The sequence below is a fragment of the Blastochloris tepida genome (genome assembly GCF_003966715.1).
In the GTDB taxonomy this organism is placed as follows: domain Bacteria; phylum Pseudomonadota; class Alphaproteobacteria; order Rhizobiales; family Xanthobacteraceae; genus Blastochloris; species Blastochloris tepida.
Map to the genome: position 1 here is coordinate 2,006,203 of NZ_AP018907.1, position 17,758 is coordinate 2,023,960.

The window sequence follows — 17,758 nt, forward strand, 5'->3', positions numbered from 1 at the left end:
GGGTCACCTCTGCCGGGCGTCGTGCGTGGGCGACGGCTGGGCCGGCGCCGGCGGATCGATGCGGAATCTCAGGCGCACCCAGGCACCGCGGCCGCCGCTGGCGACCGCCGGGGCGTCGGCCAGCTCGATGCCGCCGCCATGGTCCTCCAGGATCTTGCCGACGATGGCGAGGCCGAGGCCGGTGCCCTTCTCGCGGGTGGTGACATAGGGTTCGAGCAGGCGCTGCCGGTTCTCGGACGGCAGGCCGATGCCGTTGTCGACGATGTCGACCAGCACGTCGCCGCCGTCCCGGGTCAGCGTCACCGCGATCCTGGGCGGATCGGCGGGATCGGGCGGCGCGGCGGCGATCGCCTCGGTGGCGTTCTTGACGATGTTGGTCACCGCCTGGGACAGCTGGCGGCGGTCGAAGCGCGCCATCACCGGCCCGTCGGGCAGGTGCGTCTCGAAGGCGATGTCGGGATTGCCCATCTGCATCAGGAACACCGCCTGACGCACCATGTCGACGGCGTCGTGCTCGCCCAGCGTCGGCTTCGGCATGCGGGCGAACGAGGCGAACTCGTCGACCATGCGGCCAATGTCGCCGACCTGACGGATGATGGTGTCGGTGCACTGCTCGAACACGTCGCGGTCGGTGGTGATCACCTTGCCGTACTTGCGCTTGAGGCGTTCGGCCGAAAGCTGGATCGGGGTCAGCGGGTTCTTGATCTCGTGGGCGATGCGGCGCGCCACGTCCGCCCAGGCCGAGGTGCGCTGTGCGGTGACGAGATCGGTGATGTCGTCGAGGGTGACGATGAAGCCGCGGTTGGGGTCGGCCGACTGCTCGCCGGTGATGCGCACCAGGAGCGTGCGCTCGCGGCCCTTGCGGGCGAGCGTCACCTGCCCCTGCACCAGCCGGCTGAAGCCGGCGCGCACGTCGCGCAAGAGCGGCCCGAGCTCGGGCACGACCTCGGCGAGCGGCTTGCCGACCGCCTCGTCGGCATCGAGATTGAGCAGGCTCTCGGCCGAGCGGTTGATGATGGTGATGCAGCCCTCGGCATCGAGGCCGAACACGCCGGCCGAGACGCCGGCCAGCACCGCCTCGGTGAAGCGGCGGCGCTGGTCGATCAGGTCGCGGGCGCTGATCAGGTCGTCACGCTGGTTGCGCAGCTCCTGCGTCATCTTGTTGAAGGTCTCGCCGAGGCTGGCGAGGTCGCCCTCGGAGCGGCGCACCGGCACCTGGACGTAGAGATTGCCGGCGCCGACCAGATTGGCGGCGCTGATCAGCCGGCGGATCGGCGCCACCAGCGTGTTGGCGAACGACAGGCCGAGCCACACCGCCGACAGCAGCACGATCAGCGCGATCACCACATACATCAGCGCGAACGCCACCTGCACGCCGAACCGCCGCTCCTCCAGCAGGCGGAACTCGTCGATACTGGCCTGGGTCTTCTGCAGGAAGTCGATGACCCGCGAATCGATCGGCCGGGCCACGAACAGATAGGTGTCGTCATAGCCGCGCAGCGGCTCCACCGCGGCGACGATGTCGTTGTTGCCGATGATCTGGATCAGCGGCTGCTCCTCGGTCGCCTCCTTGAGCGGCAGGTTCGGCGGAATGAGGATCTCGCGGCCGATCTGGATGTTGGCCCGCTCGACCACCGACAGGTCGCCCTTGATCAGCATGGCCACCGGCAGGCCGCGCACCGTCGCCTGCCCGGTGAGGATCTGGCGGAAGCGCTCGCGGTCGGCGGCGAACACCGGCTGCAGGCGGGTCATGTCCTGGGCCATCGCCAGCACCTCGCTGCGGATGCCGCCGGCATGCTCGCGCACATAGGCCTGGCCGACCCAGATCGAGGTCTCGACGATCACCCGCGTGCGCTCGGAGAACCAGCGGTCGAGGCCGCGGTCGAGGGTGATGGAGGCCACCACCGCCACCAGGACGGCCGGCAGCGCCGCGACGATGCTGAACAGCGAGACGATGCGGATCTGCAGGCGCGCCGCCGCCCGGCCGCGCCGGCGGGCCATCCACAGCGAGATGGCCTCGCGGGCGATCACCGCCAGCAGCGCCGCCACGGTGGCGGCGTTGGTGGCGAGCAGCGTCACCACGATCTCGTGGGTGGGGGCGATCGGCGTCAGCCCGGCCAGCACCAGGAAGGTCGCCAGCGCCGACAACAGCGCCGCCGCCACCGTCAGCGGCCCGAGAATGCGCCCCAGCCGGTGGCGCCTCAGGCCGGAATAGCCGAGCGGCTCGGTCCCGCCGGCTGCCGGCACGATCTGCGTCTGTTGCACCGCCACCTCACGCTCCGCTGCCGGCCTGCCCCGCTGCCACGGCGCCGGCCGCGTGCGGCCCCACGGCGGGCGAAGGAAGCTGCTTTCCGACAACACTGGTGCAAAAATGTGACAGAGCGCGGCCGGTTGCCGCGAATTGCGGTGTCGTTTCGCGGGAAGGCCCCGTCGTCCCGGGCAAGGACCGAAGGCCCGCGACCCGGGGGGACGACAGGGTCCAGGCTGTCGTCCCGGGCAAGGGCCGCAGGCCCGCGACCCGGGACCGTTTGCAGGACGGGGCTCTTTTCCGGAATACGATCCCGGGTCTTGGAACGGCGAACTGTGCTTTGATGGGTGCACCGGCTCGGGGTGGCCACCCCGAGCCGGTGCGGGCGGCACGCCGTATCCCGGGTGAGCCTTCGAGGCCGTCGCGAGCAGAAGCGGCCGTCCGTCCCAAGCCAACCCGAACAGTTGCACGGGGCTTTTGACCCCGCTTCCAAGCCTGGGATGCTTGTCATGCTGCCACACCCGACGCCGTTTGCCACCCACCTTGTGGGCATCGATGTCTCCAAGGACTGGCTCGACATCGCCTTCGACGACACCAAGGTCGAGCGCGTCGATAACACCCCCGCGGCTCTCCAGCGCTTGGCCAGGCGCCTGGTGAAGGCCGGGCTCACCACCGCCGGCCTGGAGCCGACCGGCGGCTATGAACGCCTGGCGGTCGCGGTGCTGCGCGAGGCCGGCCTCACCGTGCTGCAGGTCGACAGCTGGCGCTGCCGCCAGTTCGCCAAGGCCTGCGGCCAGCGCGCCAAGAGCGATCCGCTCGACGCCCGCATCATCCGCGCCTTCATGCTGCATCACCCCTGCCGGCCGTTCCCGGAGCCCTCGCAAGCGCAGAGCGACCTGACCGCCTGGGTGCGCGAAATCACCCGCGCCGAGGCCGACATCCGCCGCCTCGAGAACCGCAAGGCCCACCCCACCCTGGCGGCCATCACCGCCCGGCTCGATGCCGAAATCGCCGCCCTGCGCGAGACCGTCGCCGCGGCCGAACAGGCCATCGAGGCGTTGATCGCCGCCGATCCGGCGATGGACGCCAAGGCCAAGATCATCACCTCGGTGCCGGGGATCGCCAACAAGACGGCCCGCGTCCTGCTCGCAGAAGCTCCCGAACTCGGCCGGTTCACCCCCCGCCAAGCCGGTGCCATCGGCGGCTGCGCACCCTATCGCAACGACAGCGGCAAAGCGCGGCGGCCGGCCCATATCGAGGCCGGACGCCGCGCGCTCAAGCGCGCCTGCTATCTCGCCGCCTTCGCCGCCATCCACTGGAACCCGTGGGCCAAACAGCTCTACGCCGACCTCAAAGCCCGCGGAAAACCCGCCAAGGTCGCCCTCATCGCCATCGCTCGAAAGCTCCTGACCATCCTCAACGCCATGATTCGAGACAACAAACCCTGGCGAGACCCCAAAACCGCATGACAGTTGCTCGCGTTGCTCGCCCGGGATGACGCGGCACACCGGCAATGCCGCGACGCCCCTCGCCCACCCTAGCGGCTGGTGCGCACCACCTGCACGTCGAGATCGCGGATCTTCTTGCGCAGCGTATTGCGGTTCACGCCCAGAAGCTCGGCGGCCTTGATCTGGTTGCCGCGGGTCGCCGCCAGCGCCACCGACAGCAGCGGATACTCCACCTCGCGCAGGATGCGGTGATAGAGGCCGGGCGGCGGCAGGCGGTCGCCGAAGCCGGAGAAATAGGCGCTGAGGTGCCGCTCGACCGAGTTCGACAGCGAATCGTCGCTCTTGGGCTGGTCGACGCCGGGCTCGGCCTCCGGCTGCGACAGTTCGGCGTCGATGAGATTGGCGGTGATGGTGTCCTGCGGATAGAGCGCGGCGAGGCGGCGGATCAGATTCTCCAGCTCGCGGACATTGCCGGGCCAGCGGTAGCGCTTGAGCCGGTCGATCGCGCCCGAATCCATGGTCTTGGCCGGCAGGCCCTCGCGCTCGATGCGGGCGAAGAAGTGGCGCACGAGGTCGGGGATGTCCTCGCCGCGCTCGCGCAAGGGGGGCAGGCGCAGCGGCACCACATTGAGGCGGAAGAACAGGTCCTCGCGGAACAGGCCCTGCTGGATCAGGAGCCGCAGGTCCTTGTTGGTGGCGGCGATGATGCGCACGTCGGTCTTGATCGGGGTGCGGCCGCCGACCGTGGTGTATTCGCCCTGCTGCAGCACGCGCAGCAGGCGGGTCTGCGCCTCCATCGGCATGTCGCCGATCTCGTCGAGGAACAGGGTTCCGCCCTCGGCCTGCTCGAAGCGGCCGGACGAGCGGGCATTGGCGCCGGTGAACGCCCCCTTCTCGTGGCCGAACAGTTCGGACTCGATCAGGTCGCGCGGGATCGCCGCCATGTTGATGGCGACGAACGGGCCGGACGAGCGCTTGCCGTAATCGTGCAGCGCGCGCGCCACCAGTTCCTTGCCGGTGCCGGACTCGCCGGTGATCATCACCGTGAGGTCGGTCTGCATCAGCCGGGCGAGCACCCGGTAGATGTCCTGCATGGCGGCGGAGCGGCCGACCAGCGGAATATTGTCGGTCGGCTCGCCCAGATCCTCGGCGTTGCGGCCGCCCTTCGGCTCGGCCAAGGCGCGGCCGACGATGGCGATCAGCTCCTTCAGGTCGAAGGGCTTGGGGAGATATTCGTAGGCGCCGCGCTCGGAGGCGCGGATGGCGGTGAGGAAGGTGTTCTGCGCGCTCATCACCACCACCGGCAGTTCGGGGCGGACCTTCTTGATGCGCGGCAGCAGGTCGAAGGCGTTCTCGTCCGGCATCACCACGTCGGTGATGACGAGGTCGCCTTCGCCCTGGGCCACCCAGCGCCACAGCGTCGCGGCGTTGCCGCAGGAGCGCACCTCGTATCCGGCGCGCGACAGCGCCTGATTCAGCACTGTCCGAATCGCGGCGTCGTCGTCAGCGACAAGAATGCTGCCGGCGGGCATCGAAAACTCCCTCGAGCGTATCGCGCAGCGGTCGAAACCGGTTTGCGCACGAAACGCGACAAGACAAGGATCCAGGGCCTGATCCGATATGCTCGGACGCGGCTCTAGCGGCGGGCGGCGGCCGGACGGCCGCCAGTGTAGATCGGCATCAGGACGCGGAAGGTGGTGCGACGCGGCTGCGAGTCGCACTCGACGATCCCGCCATGGTCGCCGACGATCTTCGCCACCAATGCAAGTCCCAGGCCGGTTCCGGTCGGCTTGGTGGTGACGAACGGGTCGAACAGATGCGGCAGCAGGTCGGACGGCACGCCCGGACCGTTGTCGCGCACGCAGAACTCCAGCGGCAGGCCGATGCGCGTCTGGGTGCCGGGCACGGTGAGGCGCACGCCGGGCCGGAACGCGGTGGTGAGCTGGATCTCGCCGTCGGTGGCCTCGGGGCCGATCGCCTCGGCCGCGTTCTTCACCAGATTGAGGAACACCTGGATCAGCTGGTCGCGATTGCCCAGCACCGGCGGCAGCGAGGGGTCGTACTCCTCGACGAAGCGGATGTTGCGTCCGAATCCCGACACGGCGAGGCGTTTGACGTGCTCCAGCACGGCATGGATGTTGACCGGCTCGCGATCGACCGGCCGCTCGTCGGCGAACACCTCCATGCGGTCGACCAGCTTCACGATGCGGTCGGCCTCATCGCAGATCAGGCGGGTCAGCGCCCGGTCCTGATCCTCCACCGACTGTTCGAGCAACTGCGCCGCGCCGCGGATGCCCGACAGCGGATTCTTGATCTCGTGCGCCAGCATGGCGGCGAGCGCGGTGACCGAGCGGGCGGCGCCGCGATGGGTGAGCTGGCGGTCCATCTTGTCGGCGATGGTGCGCTCCTGCAGCATCACCACCACGCTGCCCGGATCCTCGGGCATCGGCGACACGTAGATGTCGACGACGCGCTCGCCGGTGCGCGGCGTGCCGAGATCGACGCGATATTCGGCGACCGGGGAGCGGCGCACGCGCACGTCCTCGACCAGCGACAGAAGCGGGCTGCCGAACGGCACGAGGTCGCTCAGGCGATGGCGGCGCAGCATCGGCTTGGAGACGTGGAAGAACGCCTCGGCCGCGACATTGGCATCGAGAATGTCGCCGTCGCCGCCGACCGTGATCACCGCGTGCGGCAGGGCGTTGAGCACGACCTCGGGGCCGGTGAAGCCCCCCGTGCGATCGGCCATCTTGCGTTTTTCGGCGGCACTCATGCGGCCTCCTTCCAGGCGAACGCGGCAAAGGCATCCGCCAGCAATGCGCGAACGCGGGCCGGCTCGGCGGCGGTCAGCACGCGCTGGCGCCAGTCGGCCGCCGCGTCCGGCGCGGCCCCGGCCGTCGCCGCGGCCACCGCGAGGCCCCAGCCCAGATGCTTGCGCGCCACCTTGAGCCCGACCTCGCGACCATGATGCGACAGCAGCGCCTCGTGCAGATCGAACAGCACGTCGCGCTGCTCGGCCAGCGGCGGATCGGCGGCCGGCGCGCCGCCGGCAAGCTCGCGGGCGATGCGGCCGGGCAGCCATGGCCGGCCCTGGGCCGCGCGGCCGACCATCACCCCATCGGCGCCGGAGGCAGCGAGGGCGGCGCGAGCATCCGCCGTCGAGGCGATGTCGCCATTGGCGATGACGGGAATCGTCACCGCCGCCTTCACGTGGCTGATCGCCGCCCAGTCGGCGCGGCCGGAATAGAACTGGCGGCGGGTGCGGCCATGCACGGTGACGGCGGCGGCGCCTGCGGCCTCCGCCCGCCGCGCCAGATCGGGCGCATTGATGCTCGTCTCGTCCCAGCCGAGCCGCATCTTGACGGTGACCGGCACCGCGACGCGGGCCGTCACCGCCGCGATCAGCCGCTCGGCATGGTCGAGATTGCGCATCAGCGCCGCCCCCGCCTCGCCGCCCGTCACCTTCTTGGCCGGACAGCCCATATTGAGGTCGATCAGGTCGGCGCCCGCGCCCTCGGCCAGCTCGGCCGCGGCGGCAAGCTGGCCCGCCTCGCGGCCGGCAAGCTGCACCGCGTGCAGGCCGCCCTCGACCCGCTCGGCCCGCAGCCGCGCCTCGACCTCGCCGCGCATCAGCCAGCCCGAGGCGATCATCTCCGACACCACGAGGCCGGCGCCATAGCGCAGCGCAAGCTGGCGCACCGGCGCGTCGGTGATGCCGGCCATCGGCGCCAGCAGCACGCCGTTGGCGAGTGACAAGGCCCGGATTTGGATGGGTGAAGTGCTCACGTATGAGGCCAATTCGACCATGAATTGCCCATGAACTGGGCGCCCTGCGGCGATGCCCAGAGTTTAGTCATAACCGACCGGCAATCAAGCCCCGTTTGATGCCTGTTTCATCGGCGCTGACGACCCGCCCAAAATGCGATACACGGCGCCGTGATGTCGCACGCTCGCTCCGATCGGCCCAAGACGGCCGCCCTGATCGTCGCTGCCGGCCGCGGAGTGCGGGCGGGCGGCGATGTCCCCAAGCAATACCGGCCGGTGCTGGGCCGCTGCGCCCTGGCGCGCAGCCTCGCGCTGTTCGCCGGGCATCCCGAGGTCGATGTCGTCCAGCCGGTGATCGGCGAGGCCGACGGCCCGCTCTATGCGCAGCTGGCGGACCCCGCACCCGCGGTGCTGGCGCCGGTGACCGGCGGCGCCACCCGCCAGGCCTCGGTGCGCGCCGGCCTCGCCGCCCTCGCCGCCCACGCGCCGGACGTCGTGCTCATTCACGATGCAGCCCGCCCGTTCGCCTCGGACGCGCTGGTGTCGCGGGCGATCGCCGCCGGCCGGCTGGGGCCGGCCGTGCCCGGCGTGCCGGTGACCGACACCATCAAGGCGGTGGATGGCGCCGAGAAGATCGAATCCACCGTCGACCGCACCCGACTGCGGGCGGTGCAGACGCCGCAGGCCTTCCCGTTCGCGCTGATCCAGGATCTCCACGCCCGCGCCGCCGCGGCCGGCCGCGACGACTTCACCGACGATGCGGCACTCGCCGAGTGGGCCGGCCTGCCGGCCACGGTGTTCGCAGGCGAGCCAGGGAATATCAAATTGACGACGCCCGAAGACTTCACCTCGTCCGAAGCGCGCCTGCTGGCCGCCCTCGCCGACGTGCGCACCGGCTCCGGCTTCGACGTCCACGCCTTCGGCGACGGCGACCACGTGATTCTCGGCGGCCACGTCATCCCGCACAACCGCGGCCTCGCCGGCCATTCCGACGCCGACGTGGTGCTGCACGCGCTGACCGACGCCGTGCTCGGCGCCATCGGCTCGGGCGACATCGGCTTCCACTTCCCGCCCTCCGACCCGAAATGGAAGGGCGCGTCCTCCGACCAGTTCCTCGCCCACGCCATCTCGCTGGTGAAGGAACGGGGCGGCCTTGTCGCCCATCTCGACGCCACAGTGATCTGCGAGGCGCCCAAGATCGGCCCGCACCGCGAGGCGATGCGCGCGGCGATCGCCCGCATCACCGGCCTGCCGGTCGAGCGGGTGTCGGTGAAGGCCACCACCACCGAGCAGCTCGGCTTCGCCGGCCGGCGCGAGGGCATCGCCGCGCTGGCCAGCGCCACGGTCCGCCTGCCCTGGGGGAGTCCATGATCGACGACGACCTGCTGCGCGCCGCCTCGGACCTGCTCGACACCTGCCGCGCCCGCGGCCTGACGGTGGCAACAGCCGAATCGTGTACCGGCGGGCTGGTGGCGGCGGTGCTGACCAGCATCGCCGGCTCGTCGGACGTGGTCGACCGCGGCTTCGTCACCTACTCCAACGACGCGAAGTCGGAGATGCTCGGCGTCCCGCCGACGATGATCGAGAAATGCGGCGCAGTGAGCCCGGACGTCGCCGCAGCGATGGCCAACGGCGCGCTAGAGCACTCCAACGCCGATCTAGCGGTGGCGATCACCGGCATCGCCGGGCCGGGCGGCGGCTCGGCGGAGAAGCCGGTCGGCCTCGTCCAGTTCGCGGCGGCCGCGCGCGACGGCACCGTCCTCCACCACGAGGCGCGGTTCGGCGAGATCGGGCGGGCCGGCGTGCGTCGCGCCGCGACCCTCAAGGCCTTGGAATTGCTTCAGGATCTGGCGGAGATGCCGCGGTAGTTCCGGCCATAGAGCTGGTCCGCCCGGTGCTCGAAGGCTTCGGAGAACTTGCGGAAGGCCGCGTCGAACATCGCGCCCATCAGCAGGCTGAGCGCACGCGACCGGAACTCGTAGGTAATGAAGAAGTGGACGTCGGTCTGCTTCTCGTCGATCGTCTTGAAGGTCCAGGAATTCTCCAGGTGGCTGAACGGTCCGTCGAGGTATTCGACCGAGATCAACATCTTCGGAACATCGAAGGTGGCGCGGCTGGTGAAGGTTTCGCGGATGGCGCGGAAGCCCACCGTCATGTCGGCGATGACGGTCTCCACCCCTTCGACGCCGCTCGGCAGGCGGCGGCGGATGCGGCAGGACTGGCACCACGGCAGGAACTGCGGATAGCGCTCGCAATCGGCCACAAGTTTGAACATATCCAAGGCACTATGCCGGACACGGCGAACGGTACGAAAGGTCGTCATGCGATCAGCATCACCGTTTGGCCGCCCGCGCCGCGCGCAGCCGGGCGAAGTCTTCGCCGGCATGATGCGAGGAACGGGTCAGCGGACTGGCCGAAACCATCAGGAAGCCCTTTGCATAGGCGACGGTCTCGAAACTCTTGAACTCGTCGGGCGGCACGAAGCGCACCACCGGATGATGCTTGCGGGTCGGCTGCAGATACTGGCCGATGGTGATGAAATCGACATCGGCGGCGCGCAGGTCGTCCATCACCTGCAGCACCTCGTTGCGCTCCTCGCCGAAGCCGAGCATGATTCCCGATTTGGTGAAGATACCTGGATCGATCTCCTTCACCTGCTGCAGCAGACGCAGCGACGCGAAATAGCGCGCACCCGGCCGCACGGTGAGATACTTCGAGGGCACCGTCTCTAGATTGTGGTTGAACACGTCGGGGCGCGCCGCCACCACCGCTTCGACTGCGTTCTCCTTGCGCAGGAAGTCCGGGGTGAGCACCTCGACGGTGGTGGCCGGCGCGCGGGCGCGGATCGCCCCGATCACCGCGGCGAAATGGGCCGCGCCGCCGTCCGGCAGGTCGTCGCGGTCGACCGAGGTGATCACCACATGGGCGAGGCCGAGCTCGGCCACCGCGCTCGCGACATTCTCGGGCTCCGCCGCATCGAGCGGCTCCGGTATCCCGGTGCGAACGTTGCAGAAGGCGCAGGCCCGCGTGCAGGTGTCGCCCATGATGATGAAGCTGGCGTGCTTCGCCTCCCAGCATTCGCCGATATTGGGGCAGCCGGCCTCCTCGCACACCGTATGTAGCCGGTTGCCGCGGACGATGGCGCCGGTCTTCGCCCAATCGCGCGAGCCCGGCGCCTTGACCCGGATCCAATCGGGCTTCCTCTGAACCGGCTGGTCCGGGCGGTGCGCCTTCTCGGGATGGCGGGGTCCCCGATCCTTCCGCGTATCGACCACCACGACCATGTGTCAGCCCTCCCGCCGGGGACGCACCCGGCGCTCGCTCCGCTTCTCTTATGTGCGTGCCCCGCGCCCCGCAAGGACGCGCGACCGAGCGCCGCTGGCGGGCGGCGCCGCGCGCTCAGCCGAAGCCAGGGATTTCAACAAGAAGAAAATAGCCGTTGAGCATGAGCACGCCGCCAATCAATCCGAGAAGACCGCCAAGCCAGGCGAGTTGCCCGACCTCGGCAACAATCGCCACCGAAATCAGCACGATGGCGATCTGCAGCAAGGCTTCGGCATAGTCGAAATAGGGATCCTGCTGCATGGCGCGGTCGCGCACCGCTTCGTGCTCGCGCGCCTTGGCCATCAGCTCCTTCTTGCCCTCGCCGGTTTCCGGCTCGCTTTCATAGCGGGCGGCGGTGCGGCGATAGTCGGCGGCCTTGGCGGCCAGCGCCGCCTTGGCATCGTCCGACAGCGCCGGATTGCTGGCCCAGGCCAGCTCGAATTCGTTGGCGGCGATGTTCAGATCCGTCTGGCGAATGTTCTTCGCCTGGTAGAAGCTGAAATAATTGGCGGCCATGATGTTGTTCATCGTCGCCTCCTTCGCCGCATTCTGTCCGCCAAGGCTGGTGATGGCCAGCAGCATGGCGAAGATCGAGATGAGGACGGCGCAGCGTCTCTTGAAACGATCCTCGGCTTTCTCGGCTTCCATGAATTCCGTCGCTTCGTCGGCGTGCATGCTTTTCCTCGAACTGAATATTTGCTGACGTGCGGTTGCGGTCGCTTCAAGTCAGAGAATCGACCGCGATGAAACATGCCGAAGGATACTTTGCAGGATCTTGGGCGACCGCGTGACGGGACGGCGCTGACAGAACGTCAAATATTCAGCGCCCGGCCATATGCATCCAGCACCGATTCCTTCATGGTTTCGGAGAGCGTCGGATGCGGAAAAATGGTGTGCATCAGCTCCTCTTCGGTCGTTTCCAGGTTCATCGCCACCACGAAACCCTGGATCAGCTCGGTAACCTCGGCGCCGACCATGTGGGCGCCGAGAAGCTGCCCGGTCCTGGCGTCGAAGACGGTCTTGACCAGCCCCTGGTCCTCGCCGAGCGCCACCGCCTTACCGTTACCGACAAACGGGAAACGCCCCACCCGCACCTCGAACCCCTTCTCTTTCGCCCGCGCCTCGCTGAGACCGACCGAGGCGATCTGCGGATGGCAATAGGTGCAGCCGGGAATCATCCGCCGGTCGAGTGGGTGCGGATGCCGCCCGGCGATGGCCTCGACGCAGATCACCCCTTCGTGCTCGGCCTTGTGGGCCAGCATCGGCGGGCCGGCGACGTCGCCGATGGCGTAGAGGCCCGGCACGTCGGTGCGGCACATCTCGTCGATGACGATGGTGCCGCGCTCGGTCTTCACGCCAACGTCTTCAAGACCGAGATTTTCGATATTGCCGACCACGCCGATGGCTGAGAGAACACGCTCAGTGGTGATTTGGCGGCTGCCCGATTCAGTCTCGATGGTTGCCGTTACGCTGTCTGCGCCGCGGTCGAGCGCCGTCACTTTGGCGCCGCTGAGGATGGTCATGCCCGCCTTCTCAAACGCCTTGCGGGCGAAGGCGGCAATCTCGGCATCCTCGAAGGGGAGGATCTGCGGCAGAACCTCGACCACCGTGACCTCGGCGCCGAGCGTGTGGAAAAACGAAGCGAACTCGATGCCGATGGCGCCGGAGCCGACGACCAGCAGCGATTTCGGCATGCGCTCCGGCTTCAGCGCCTCGAAATAGCTCCACACCAGCCGGCCGTCGGGCTCAAGCCCCGGCAGCACGCGCGGCCGCGCGCCGGTGGCGATGATGATGTGCTTCGCATGATAGGTGCCGGGGCCGAGCGTGCCCTTGGGTGGCGGCACCTGCGGCGCCACGGCGGGCTTGGAGGCCGGGCCGACCGCGACCTCGCCCGGGCGGGTGAGCCGCGCCGCGCCCCAGATGACGTCGACCTTGTTCTTCTTCATCAGGAAGCCGACGCCGGCATTCATGCGGCCCGCCACCGCGCGCGAGCGCTGCACCACCGCTGGGAAGTCCACGCGCGCGCCATCCACGGCGAGGCCGAAGTCCTTGGCGTGCTTCAGGTTTCGGTACACCTCGGCCGAGCGCAGCAGCGCCTTGGTGGGGATGCAGCCCCAGTTCGAGCAGATACCGCCCAGATGCTCGCGCTCGATGATCGCGGTCTTCAGGCCAAGCTGCGCGGCGCGGATGGCGGTGACGTAGCCACCGGGGCCGGCGCCGATGATCAGGACGTCATAGGGGGTGGGCATGGGGGCTCCCGATTGACGGTTGAGATCCGAAACTCTTGGGTGTCAGATGGTGCGGTGACATGGGGGGCAAGGCAAACCAGCATCCAAGGATGTCTGAACCATGAGCACGGAAAGGACTGGCGAACTCCAATCTTTAATCGTCGCACATGACCGTAAGGTCGGAGAGGCACTTGCGCATTTCGAGGCAAGCCGCCAGCAACTCCAGACGCGGGATTTTATCGTTCCTCACAGCTATGACGGAATTCAGACTGGAACGATCGAAAATATCGACAGAATTCGACTGCAGTGGCTGCGGCCGGATCTGTTTCTCTACATTCCCAAGGCAGCCGAACCGTTCGCCTTCGTTCGGCACGGCGGCAAACGCATCGTGCCGCGGACGATGATCACGGATGGAGGAACAATTCCGAAGGTGCTCGGAATGTTCGGCAGCGGCTTGTCGCCGATGGGGTATCTGCCCGCTTTCCTGGTTCATGACTGGGAATTTGAATCCCACCATTGCGGCGATATCACAAATTCCTTCGAGGACGTTCGCGACACAATGATGGAAATCCTCAAGACGATGATGGAGACTGGGATCGTCAACAAGAACATCGTTACGTTCACCACGATCTACGCAGGAATCAACTCCCCGATTGCGCGCGGCTATTGGAACCGCGATCCACCGTCATGCACCCTTCCGCCAGACCAGCCGGAATGACGCGACGATCCGGGTGATCATCCTTGATCGGCTGGGTTCGGCGCTCCCGGTCTTCAGTGGGCGGCCCTCACACCAGCATGGTCACCGGCGCCTCGAGATAGGTCTTGACCGCGGCGAGAAGCTGGGCGCCGAGGGCGCCGTCGACGGCGCGGTGGTCGACAGACAGCGTCGCGCTCATCACCGTGGCCACGGCAAGCTGGCCGTCCTTCACCACTGGCCGCGGCTCGCCCGCGCCCACCGCCAGCAGCGTGGCGTGCGGCGGGTTGATCACGGCGGCGAACTCCTTGACGCCGAACATGCCGAGATTGGACACCGCGGTCGCGCCGCCGGTGTATTCCTCCGGCGTCAGGCGCCGCGCTTTCGCGCGGGCGGCAAAGTCCTTCATCTCGTTGGAGATCGCCGACAGCGGCTTGTTGCCGGCATCGCGCACCACCGGGGTGATCAGCCCGCCGGGGATGGCCACCGCCACCCCGACATCGGCCTGCCGGTGACGCAGCATCGCGCCCTCGGTCCAGGTCACGTTGGCATCCGGCACGCGCAGCAGCGCCAGCGCCAACGCCTTGATGATGAAGTCGTTGACCGAGAGCTTGAAAGCCGGCTCGCCGTCCGGCCGCTTCGGCGCATTGGCATTGATGGTGGCACGCAGCGCGAGCAGCGCGTCGAGCTCGATATCCACCGTCAGGTAGAAATGCGGGATGGTGGTCTTGGCCTCGGTCAGGCGGCGCGCGATCACCTTGCGCATGGTGTCGTGCGGGATCTCCTCGAACGAGCCCGGCGCATACATGGCGCGGATCGCCGCGTCGGAGGCCGGGACCGACAGCGGCCGGGGCGCCTCGCCGGCGAGAGGCGCTGGCGCGGCCGCAGGTGCCGTGGCGGGCATGGTCGGCGGGACGGAACCGCGGACGGCCTCGATGTCGCGCATCACGATGCGGCCACGCGGACCCGAGCCGGAGACGGTGGAAAGATCGAGGCCCGCCTCGCGCGCCAGCCGGCGCGCCAGCGGCGAGGCGAACACCCGGCCGTTCGATTTCGCCGATCCGGCGGCGGCCGCGGCGGCCACCGCACTTTTCGCAGAGCCCTGCCCTTGTGCAGGTGCCGAGCCTTGCGAAGAAACCGAGTCCGGTTTTGCGGCTTGCGCCTTGATGTCCTTGGCGGTTTTGCTGTCGCTCGCTCCAGCGGGTGCGGCGTCAGCCTTGGCCGATGTAGCGGTCGCGGTAGCCGCTACGTCCTCGCCCTCCCCGGCCAGGACGGCGATCACTTGGTTGACCGGCACGTCGGCGGTGCCGGCCGGCACCATGATTTTCGCCAGCACGCCGTCATCGGCGGCCTCGACCTCCATGGTCGCCTTGTCGGTCTCGATCTCGGCGATGACGTCGCCGGCCTTGATGGAATCGCCTTCCTTCTTCAGCCACTTGGCGAGGTTGCCCTTCTCCATCGTGGGCGACAGCGCGGGCATCAGGATGTCGATGGGCATGGCGCATCCTCACCGGTAGGTCACGGCGCGAACGGCGTCGATCACGTCCTGCACCGTCGGCAGCGCCAGCTTCTCCAGATTGGCGGCGTAGGGCATCGGCACGTCCTTGCCGGTGATGCGCTTCACCGGCGCGTCGAGATCGTCGAACGCGGTCTCCATGATCCGCATGCCGACCTCGGCGGCGACGCCGTTCTGCGGCCAGCCCTCCTCCACCACCACGCAGCGGTTGGTCTTCTTCACCGAGGCAACCACCGTCTCGATGTCCATCGGCCGCAGCGTGCGCAGGTCAACCACCTCGACATAGATGTGCTTCTTGGCCAGCTCCTCGGCGGCCTTGAGCGCGTAGGTCATGCCGATGCCCCAGGAGACGACCGTGCAGTCCTTGCCGGGGCGCGCCACCTTGGCCTTGCCGATCGGCAGCACGAAGTCGGCGAGCTTGGGCACCGGGAACGAGTGGCCGTAGAGGATCTCATTCTCCAGGAACACCACCGGGTTGGGATCGCGGATCGCGGCCTTCAGGAGGCCCTTGGCGTCGGCGGCGGAGAACGGCTGGATCACCTTGAGGCCGGGAATGTGCGAGTACCAGGCGCCGAAATCCTGGCTGTGCTGGGCGGCGACACGGGCCGCCGCGCCATTGGGGCCGCGAAAGACGATCGATGAGGCGATCTGCCCGCCCGACATGTAGTGCGTCTTGGCGGCAGAGTTGATCAGATGGTCGATCGCCTGCATTGAAAAGTTGAAAGTCATGAACTCGACGATCGGCTTCAGTCCCGCCATCGCCGCGCCGACGCCGAGACCGGCGAAACCGTGCTCGGTGATCGGGGTATCGACCACCCTGCGCGCGCCGAATTCCTGCAGCAGCCCCTGGGTGACCTTGTAGGCGCCCTGATACTCGGCGACCTCCTCGCCGATGATGAACACGTCGGGGTCGCGCCGCATCTCCTCGGCCATGGCGTCGCGCAGCGCCTCGCGCACGGTCATCGTCACCATCTCGGTGCCGGCGGGAATCTCGCTCATTGTGGCCTCCCCCTCTGGCCGCACCACCTCGACCACCGGGGCGGGCTTGGCGTCCGAACTGGCGCGTCCTGCCGGCGGCGGCGCGGAGGCCGGGCGCGGTCGGTTTTCAGGCGCTGCGTCGAGCGCCGAGGCATCCTCGCCCTCGCCCAGCAGCCGGGCGATCGGGGTGTTCACCGCGATGTCCTGCGTGCCCTCGGGCACAAGGAGCCGGCCCATCACGCCCTCGTCCGCCGCCTCGACCTCCAAGGTCGCCTTGTCGGTCTCGATCTCGGCGATCACGTCGCCGGATTTGACGCGGTCGCCCTCCTTCTTCAGCCATTTGGCGAGATTGCCCTTCTCCATGGTCGGGGAGAGCGCGGGCATCAGGATGTCGATGGGCATGGCGGAACCCTGTCCTATCGGAACGGCAACGGAAATCGGGATCGAGCGCTTTTGCGCTCAGCGCAGGATGTCGGTGTGAAGCTCCGACGGATCGGGTTCCGGCTCGACGGTGGCGAACTCGGCGGCCTCATTGACGATGGCCCGCACCTCGGCGTCGATCTTCTTCAGCTCGTCTTCGCTGGCCCATGCGTTCTTGATCAGGCGGGCGCGTACCTGCTCGATCGGATCGTGCTCCTCCCGCATCTTCTGCACCTCGTCCTTGGCCCGGTACTTGGCAGGGTCGGACATCGAGTGGCCGCGATAGCGGTAGGTGAGCATTTCGAGGATAAACGGCCCCTGGCCCGAGCGGGCATGGGCGACCGCGCGGGCGCCGGCGGCGCGCACGGCGCGCACATCCATGCCGTCGACCTGCTCGCCGGGGATGTCGAACGAGATGCCGCGCTTGGAGAAATCCGGCTGGGCCGACGAGCGGCTGACCGACGTGCCCATGGCATAGCGGTTGTTCTCAACAACATAGACCACCGGCAACTTCCACAGCGCGGCCATGTTGAAGCTCTCATAGACTTGGCCCTGATTGGCCGCGCCGTCGCCGAAATAGGTCAGGCTGATCTTGCCGTTGTCGCGGTAGCGGTCGGCGAAGGCGAGCCCGGTGCCGAGCGAGACCTGGGCGCCGACGATGCCATGGCCGCCATAGAAGCCCTTCTCGATGGAGAACATGTGCATCGAGCCGCCCTTGCCCTTGGAATAGCCGCCGCGCCGGCCGGTCAGCTCGGCCATCACGCCTCTCGCATCCATGCCGGCCACCAGCATGTGGCCGTGGTCGCGGTAGCCGGTGATCACCTGATCGCCGGGCTCCAGGCACATCTGCATGCCGACGACCACCGCCTCCTGGCCGATATAGAGGTGGCAGAAGCCGCCGATCAGGCCCATGCCGTACATCTGGCCGGCCTTCTCCTCGAAGCGGCGAATCAGCAGCATGTCGCGGTAGGCGGCGAGCTCCTCCTCGCGGGTGAACCCGGCCGGTTCGGCGGCGGCCGGCTCCACCGTTTCGGCCGGCTCCGCAGCGCCCGGCCTGGTGGCGCTCCGCCGGGCCGCCGAAGCGCCCGCGCCGCTCTCCTTGGCGACAGCCATGCACGTCTCCCAATCGTGGCGTTT

The 17,758-nt window shown here is 68.3% G+C and carries 14 protein-coding genes and 1 pseudogene; 4 read left to right on the forward strand and 11 right to left on the reverse strand.

What is annotated here, in order from left to right; all coding sequences use genetic code 11:
* Positions 1 to 3: 3 nt before the first annotated feature.
* A complete protein-coding gene (locus BLTE_RS09235) occupies positions 4 to 2,271 on the reverse strand; it encodes a sensor histidine kinase NtrY-like (RefSeq protein ID WP_342211487.1) in 2,268 nt (755 codons plus the stop codon).
* Positions 2,272 to 2,748: 477 nt separating this feature from the next.
* On the opposite strand from BLTE_RS09235, the gene BLTE_RS09240 reads away from it, so the two are divergent.
* The gene (locus tag BLTE_RS09240) at positions 2,749 to 3,717 is read left to right on the forward strand and encodes an IS110 family RNA-guided transposase (RefSeq protein ID WP_126396738.1); all 969 of its coding nucleotides are present in this window, start codon (positions 2,749 to 2,751) and stop codon (positions 3,715 to 3,717) included.
* A gap of 68 nt (positions 3,718 to 3,785) precedes the next feature.
* On the opposite strand, the gene ntrC is transcribed toward BLTE_RS09240, so the two are convergent.
* The 3 genes from ntrC to dusB all read right to left on the reverse strand — a co-directional run bounded on the left by ntrC (position 3,786) and on the right by dusB (position 7,452).
* Complete coding sequence (gene ntrC, locus BLTE_RS09245) at positions 3,786 to 5,228, reverse strand: nitrogen regulation protein NR(I) (RefSeq protein ID WP_126399623.1); 1,443 nt, start codon at positions 5,226 to 5,228, stop codon at positions 3,786 to 3,788.
* 104 nt (positions 5,229 to 5,332) lie between these two features.
* Positions 5,333 to 6,445, reverse strand: a complete 1,113-nt coding sequence (locus tag BLTE_RS09250; protein ID WP_126402131.1) for a two-component system sensor histidine kinase NtrB — start codon at positions 6,443 to 6,445, stop codon at positions 5,333 to 5,335.
* Positions 6,446 to 6,465: 20 nt separating this feature from the next.
* Positions 6,466 to 7,452: a tRNA dihydrouridine synthase DusB gene (gene dusB, locus BLTE_RS09255; RefSeq protein ID WP_342211488.1), complete on the reverse strand. Its 987-nt coding sequence runs from the start codon at positions 7,450 to 7,452 to the stop codon at positions 6,466 to 6,468.
* A gap of 183 nt (positions 7,453 to 7,635) precedes the next feature.
* Between dusB and BLTE_RS09260 the strand changes: the two genes are divergently transcribed.
* Positions 7,636 to 8,832 (forward strand): bifunctional 2-C-methyl-D-erythritol 4-phosphate cytidylyltransferase/2-C-methyl-D-erythritol 2,4-cyclodiphosphate synthase, encoded by a 1,197-nt coding sequence (locus BLTE_RS09260; RefSeq protein WP_126402132.1) that lies wholly within the window; start codon positions 7,636 to 7,638, stop codon positions 8,830 to 8,832.
* Positions 8,829 to 9,326, forward strand: a pseudogene (locus tag BLTE_RS09265) (CinA family protein); the annotation flags it as partial. The gene BLTE_RS09260 and the pseudogene BLTE_RS09265, both read left to right, overlap by 4 nt.
* Here the strand turns inward: BLTE_RS09265 and BLTE_RS09270 are convergent.
* The 4 genes from BLTE_RS09270 to lpdA all read right to left on the reverse strand — a co-directional run bounded on the left by BLTE_RS09270 (position 9,302) and on the right by lpdA (position 13,034).
* Positions 9,302 to 9,784, reverse strand: coding sequence for a type II toxin-antitoxin system RatA family toxin (locus tag BLTE_RS09270; RefSeq protein WP_126399630.1), 483 nt, complete (start codon positions 9,782 to 9,784; stop codon positions 9,302 to 9,304). The pseudogene BLTE_RS09265 and the gene BLTE_RS09270 overlap by 25 nt on opposite strands.
* 10 nt (positions 9,785 to 9,794) lie before the next feature.
* Complete coding sequence (gene lipA, locus BLTE_RS09275) at positions 9,795 to 10,745, reverse strand: lipoyl synthase (RefSeq protein WP_126399633.1); 951 nt, start codon at positions 10,743 to 10,745, stop codon at positions 9,795 to 9,797.
* Positions 10,746 to 10,860: 115 nt separating this feature from the next.
* Positions 10,861 to 11,460 (reverse strand): DUF4337 domain-containing protein, encoded by a 600-nt coding sequence (locus tag BLTE_RS09280; protein WP_126399636.1) that lies wholly within the window; start codon positions 11,458 to 11,460, stop codon positions 10,861 to 10,863.
* Between the two features lie 137 nt (positions 11,461 to 11,597).
* Positions 11,598 to 13,034, reverse strand: coding sequence for a dihydrolipoyl dehydrogenase (gene lpdA, locus BLTE_RS09285; RefSeq protein WP_126399639.1), 1,437 nt, complete (start codon positions 13,032 to 13,034; stop codon positions 11,598 to 11,600).
* A gap of 100 nt (positions 13,035 to 13,134) precedes the next feature.
* On the opposite strand from lpdA, the gene BLTE_RS09290 reads away from it, so the two are divergent.
* Positions 13,135 to 13,731, forward strand: coding sequence for a hypothetical protein (locus BLTE_RS09290; RefSeq protein WP_126399641.1), 597 nt, complete (start codon positions 13,135 to 13,137; stop codon positions 13,729 to 13,731).
* A 67-nt stretch (positions 13,732 to 13,798) separates the two neighbouring features.
* Here the strand turns inward: BLTE_RS09290 and BLTE_RS09295 are convergent, their stop codons facing one another.
* From BLTE_RS09295 to pdhA, 3 genes are read right to left on the reverse strand one after another with little or no spacing between them, the layout of a single operon-like run.
* Positions 13,799 to 15,205 carry a pyruvate dehydrogenase complex dihydrolipoamide acetyltransferase gene (locus BLTE_RS09295; protein WP_126399644.1) on the reverse strand — a complete coding sequence of 469 codons (1,407 nt, stop codon included), beginning with the start codon at positions 15,203 to 15,205 and terminating at the stop codon, positions 13,799 to 13,801.
* A 9-nt stretch (positions 15,206 to 15,214) separates the two neighbouring features.
* Positions 15,215 to 16,603, reverse strand: a complete 1,389-nt coding sequence (locus tag BLTE_RS09300) for a pyruvate dehydrogenase complex E1 component subunit beta (RefSeq protein ID WP_126399647.1) — start codon at positions 16,601 to 16,603, stop codon at positions 15,215 to 15,217.
* A gap of 57 nt (positions 16,604 to 16,660) precedes the next feature.
* Entirely contained in the window at positions 16,661 to 17,734 is a 1,074-nt protein-coding gene (gene pdhA / locus BLTE_RS09305) for a pyruvate dehydrogenase (acetyl-transferring) E1 component subunit alpha (protein ID WP_126399650.1), read from the reverse strand.
* Between the last annotated feature and the right edge of the window lie 24 nt (positions 17,735 to 17,758).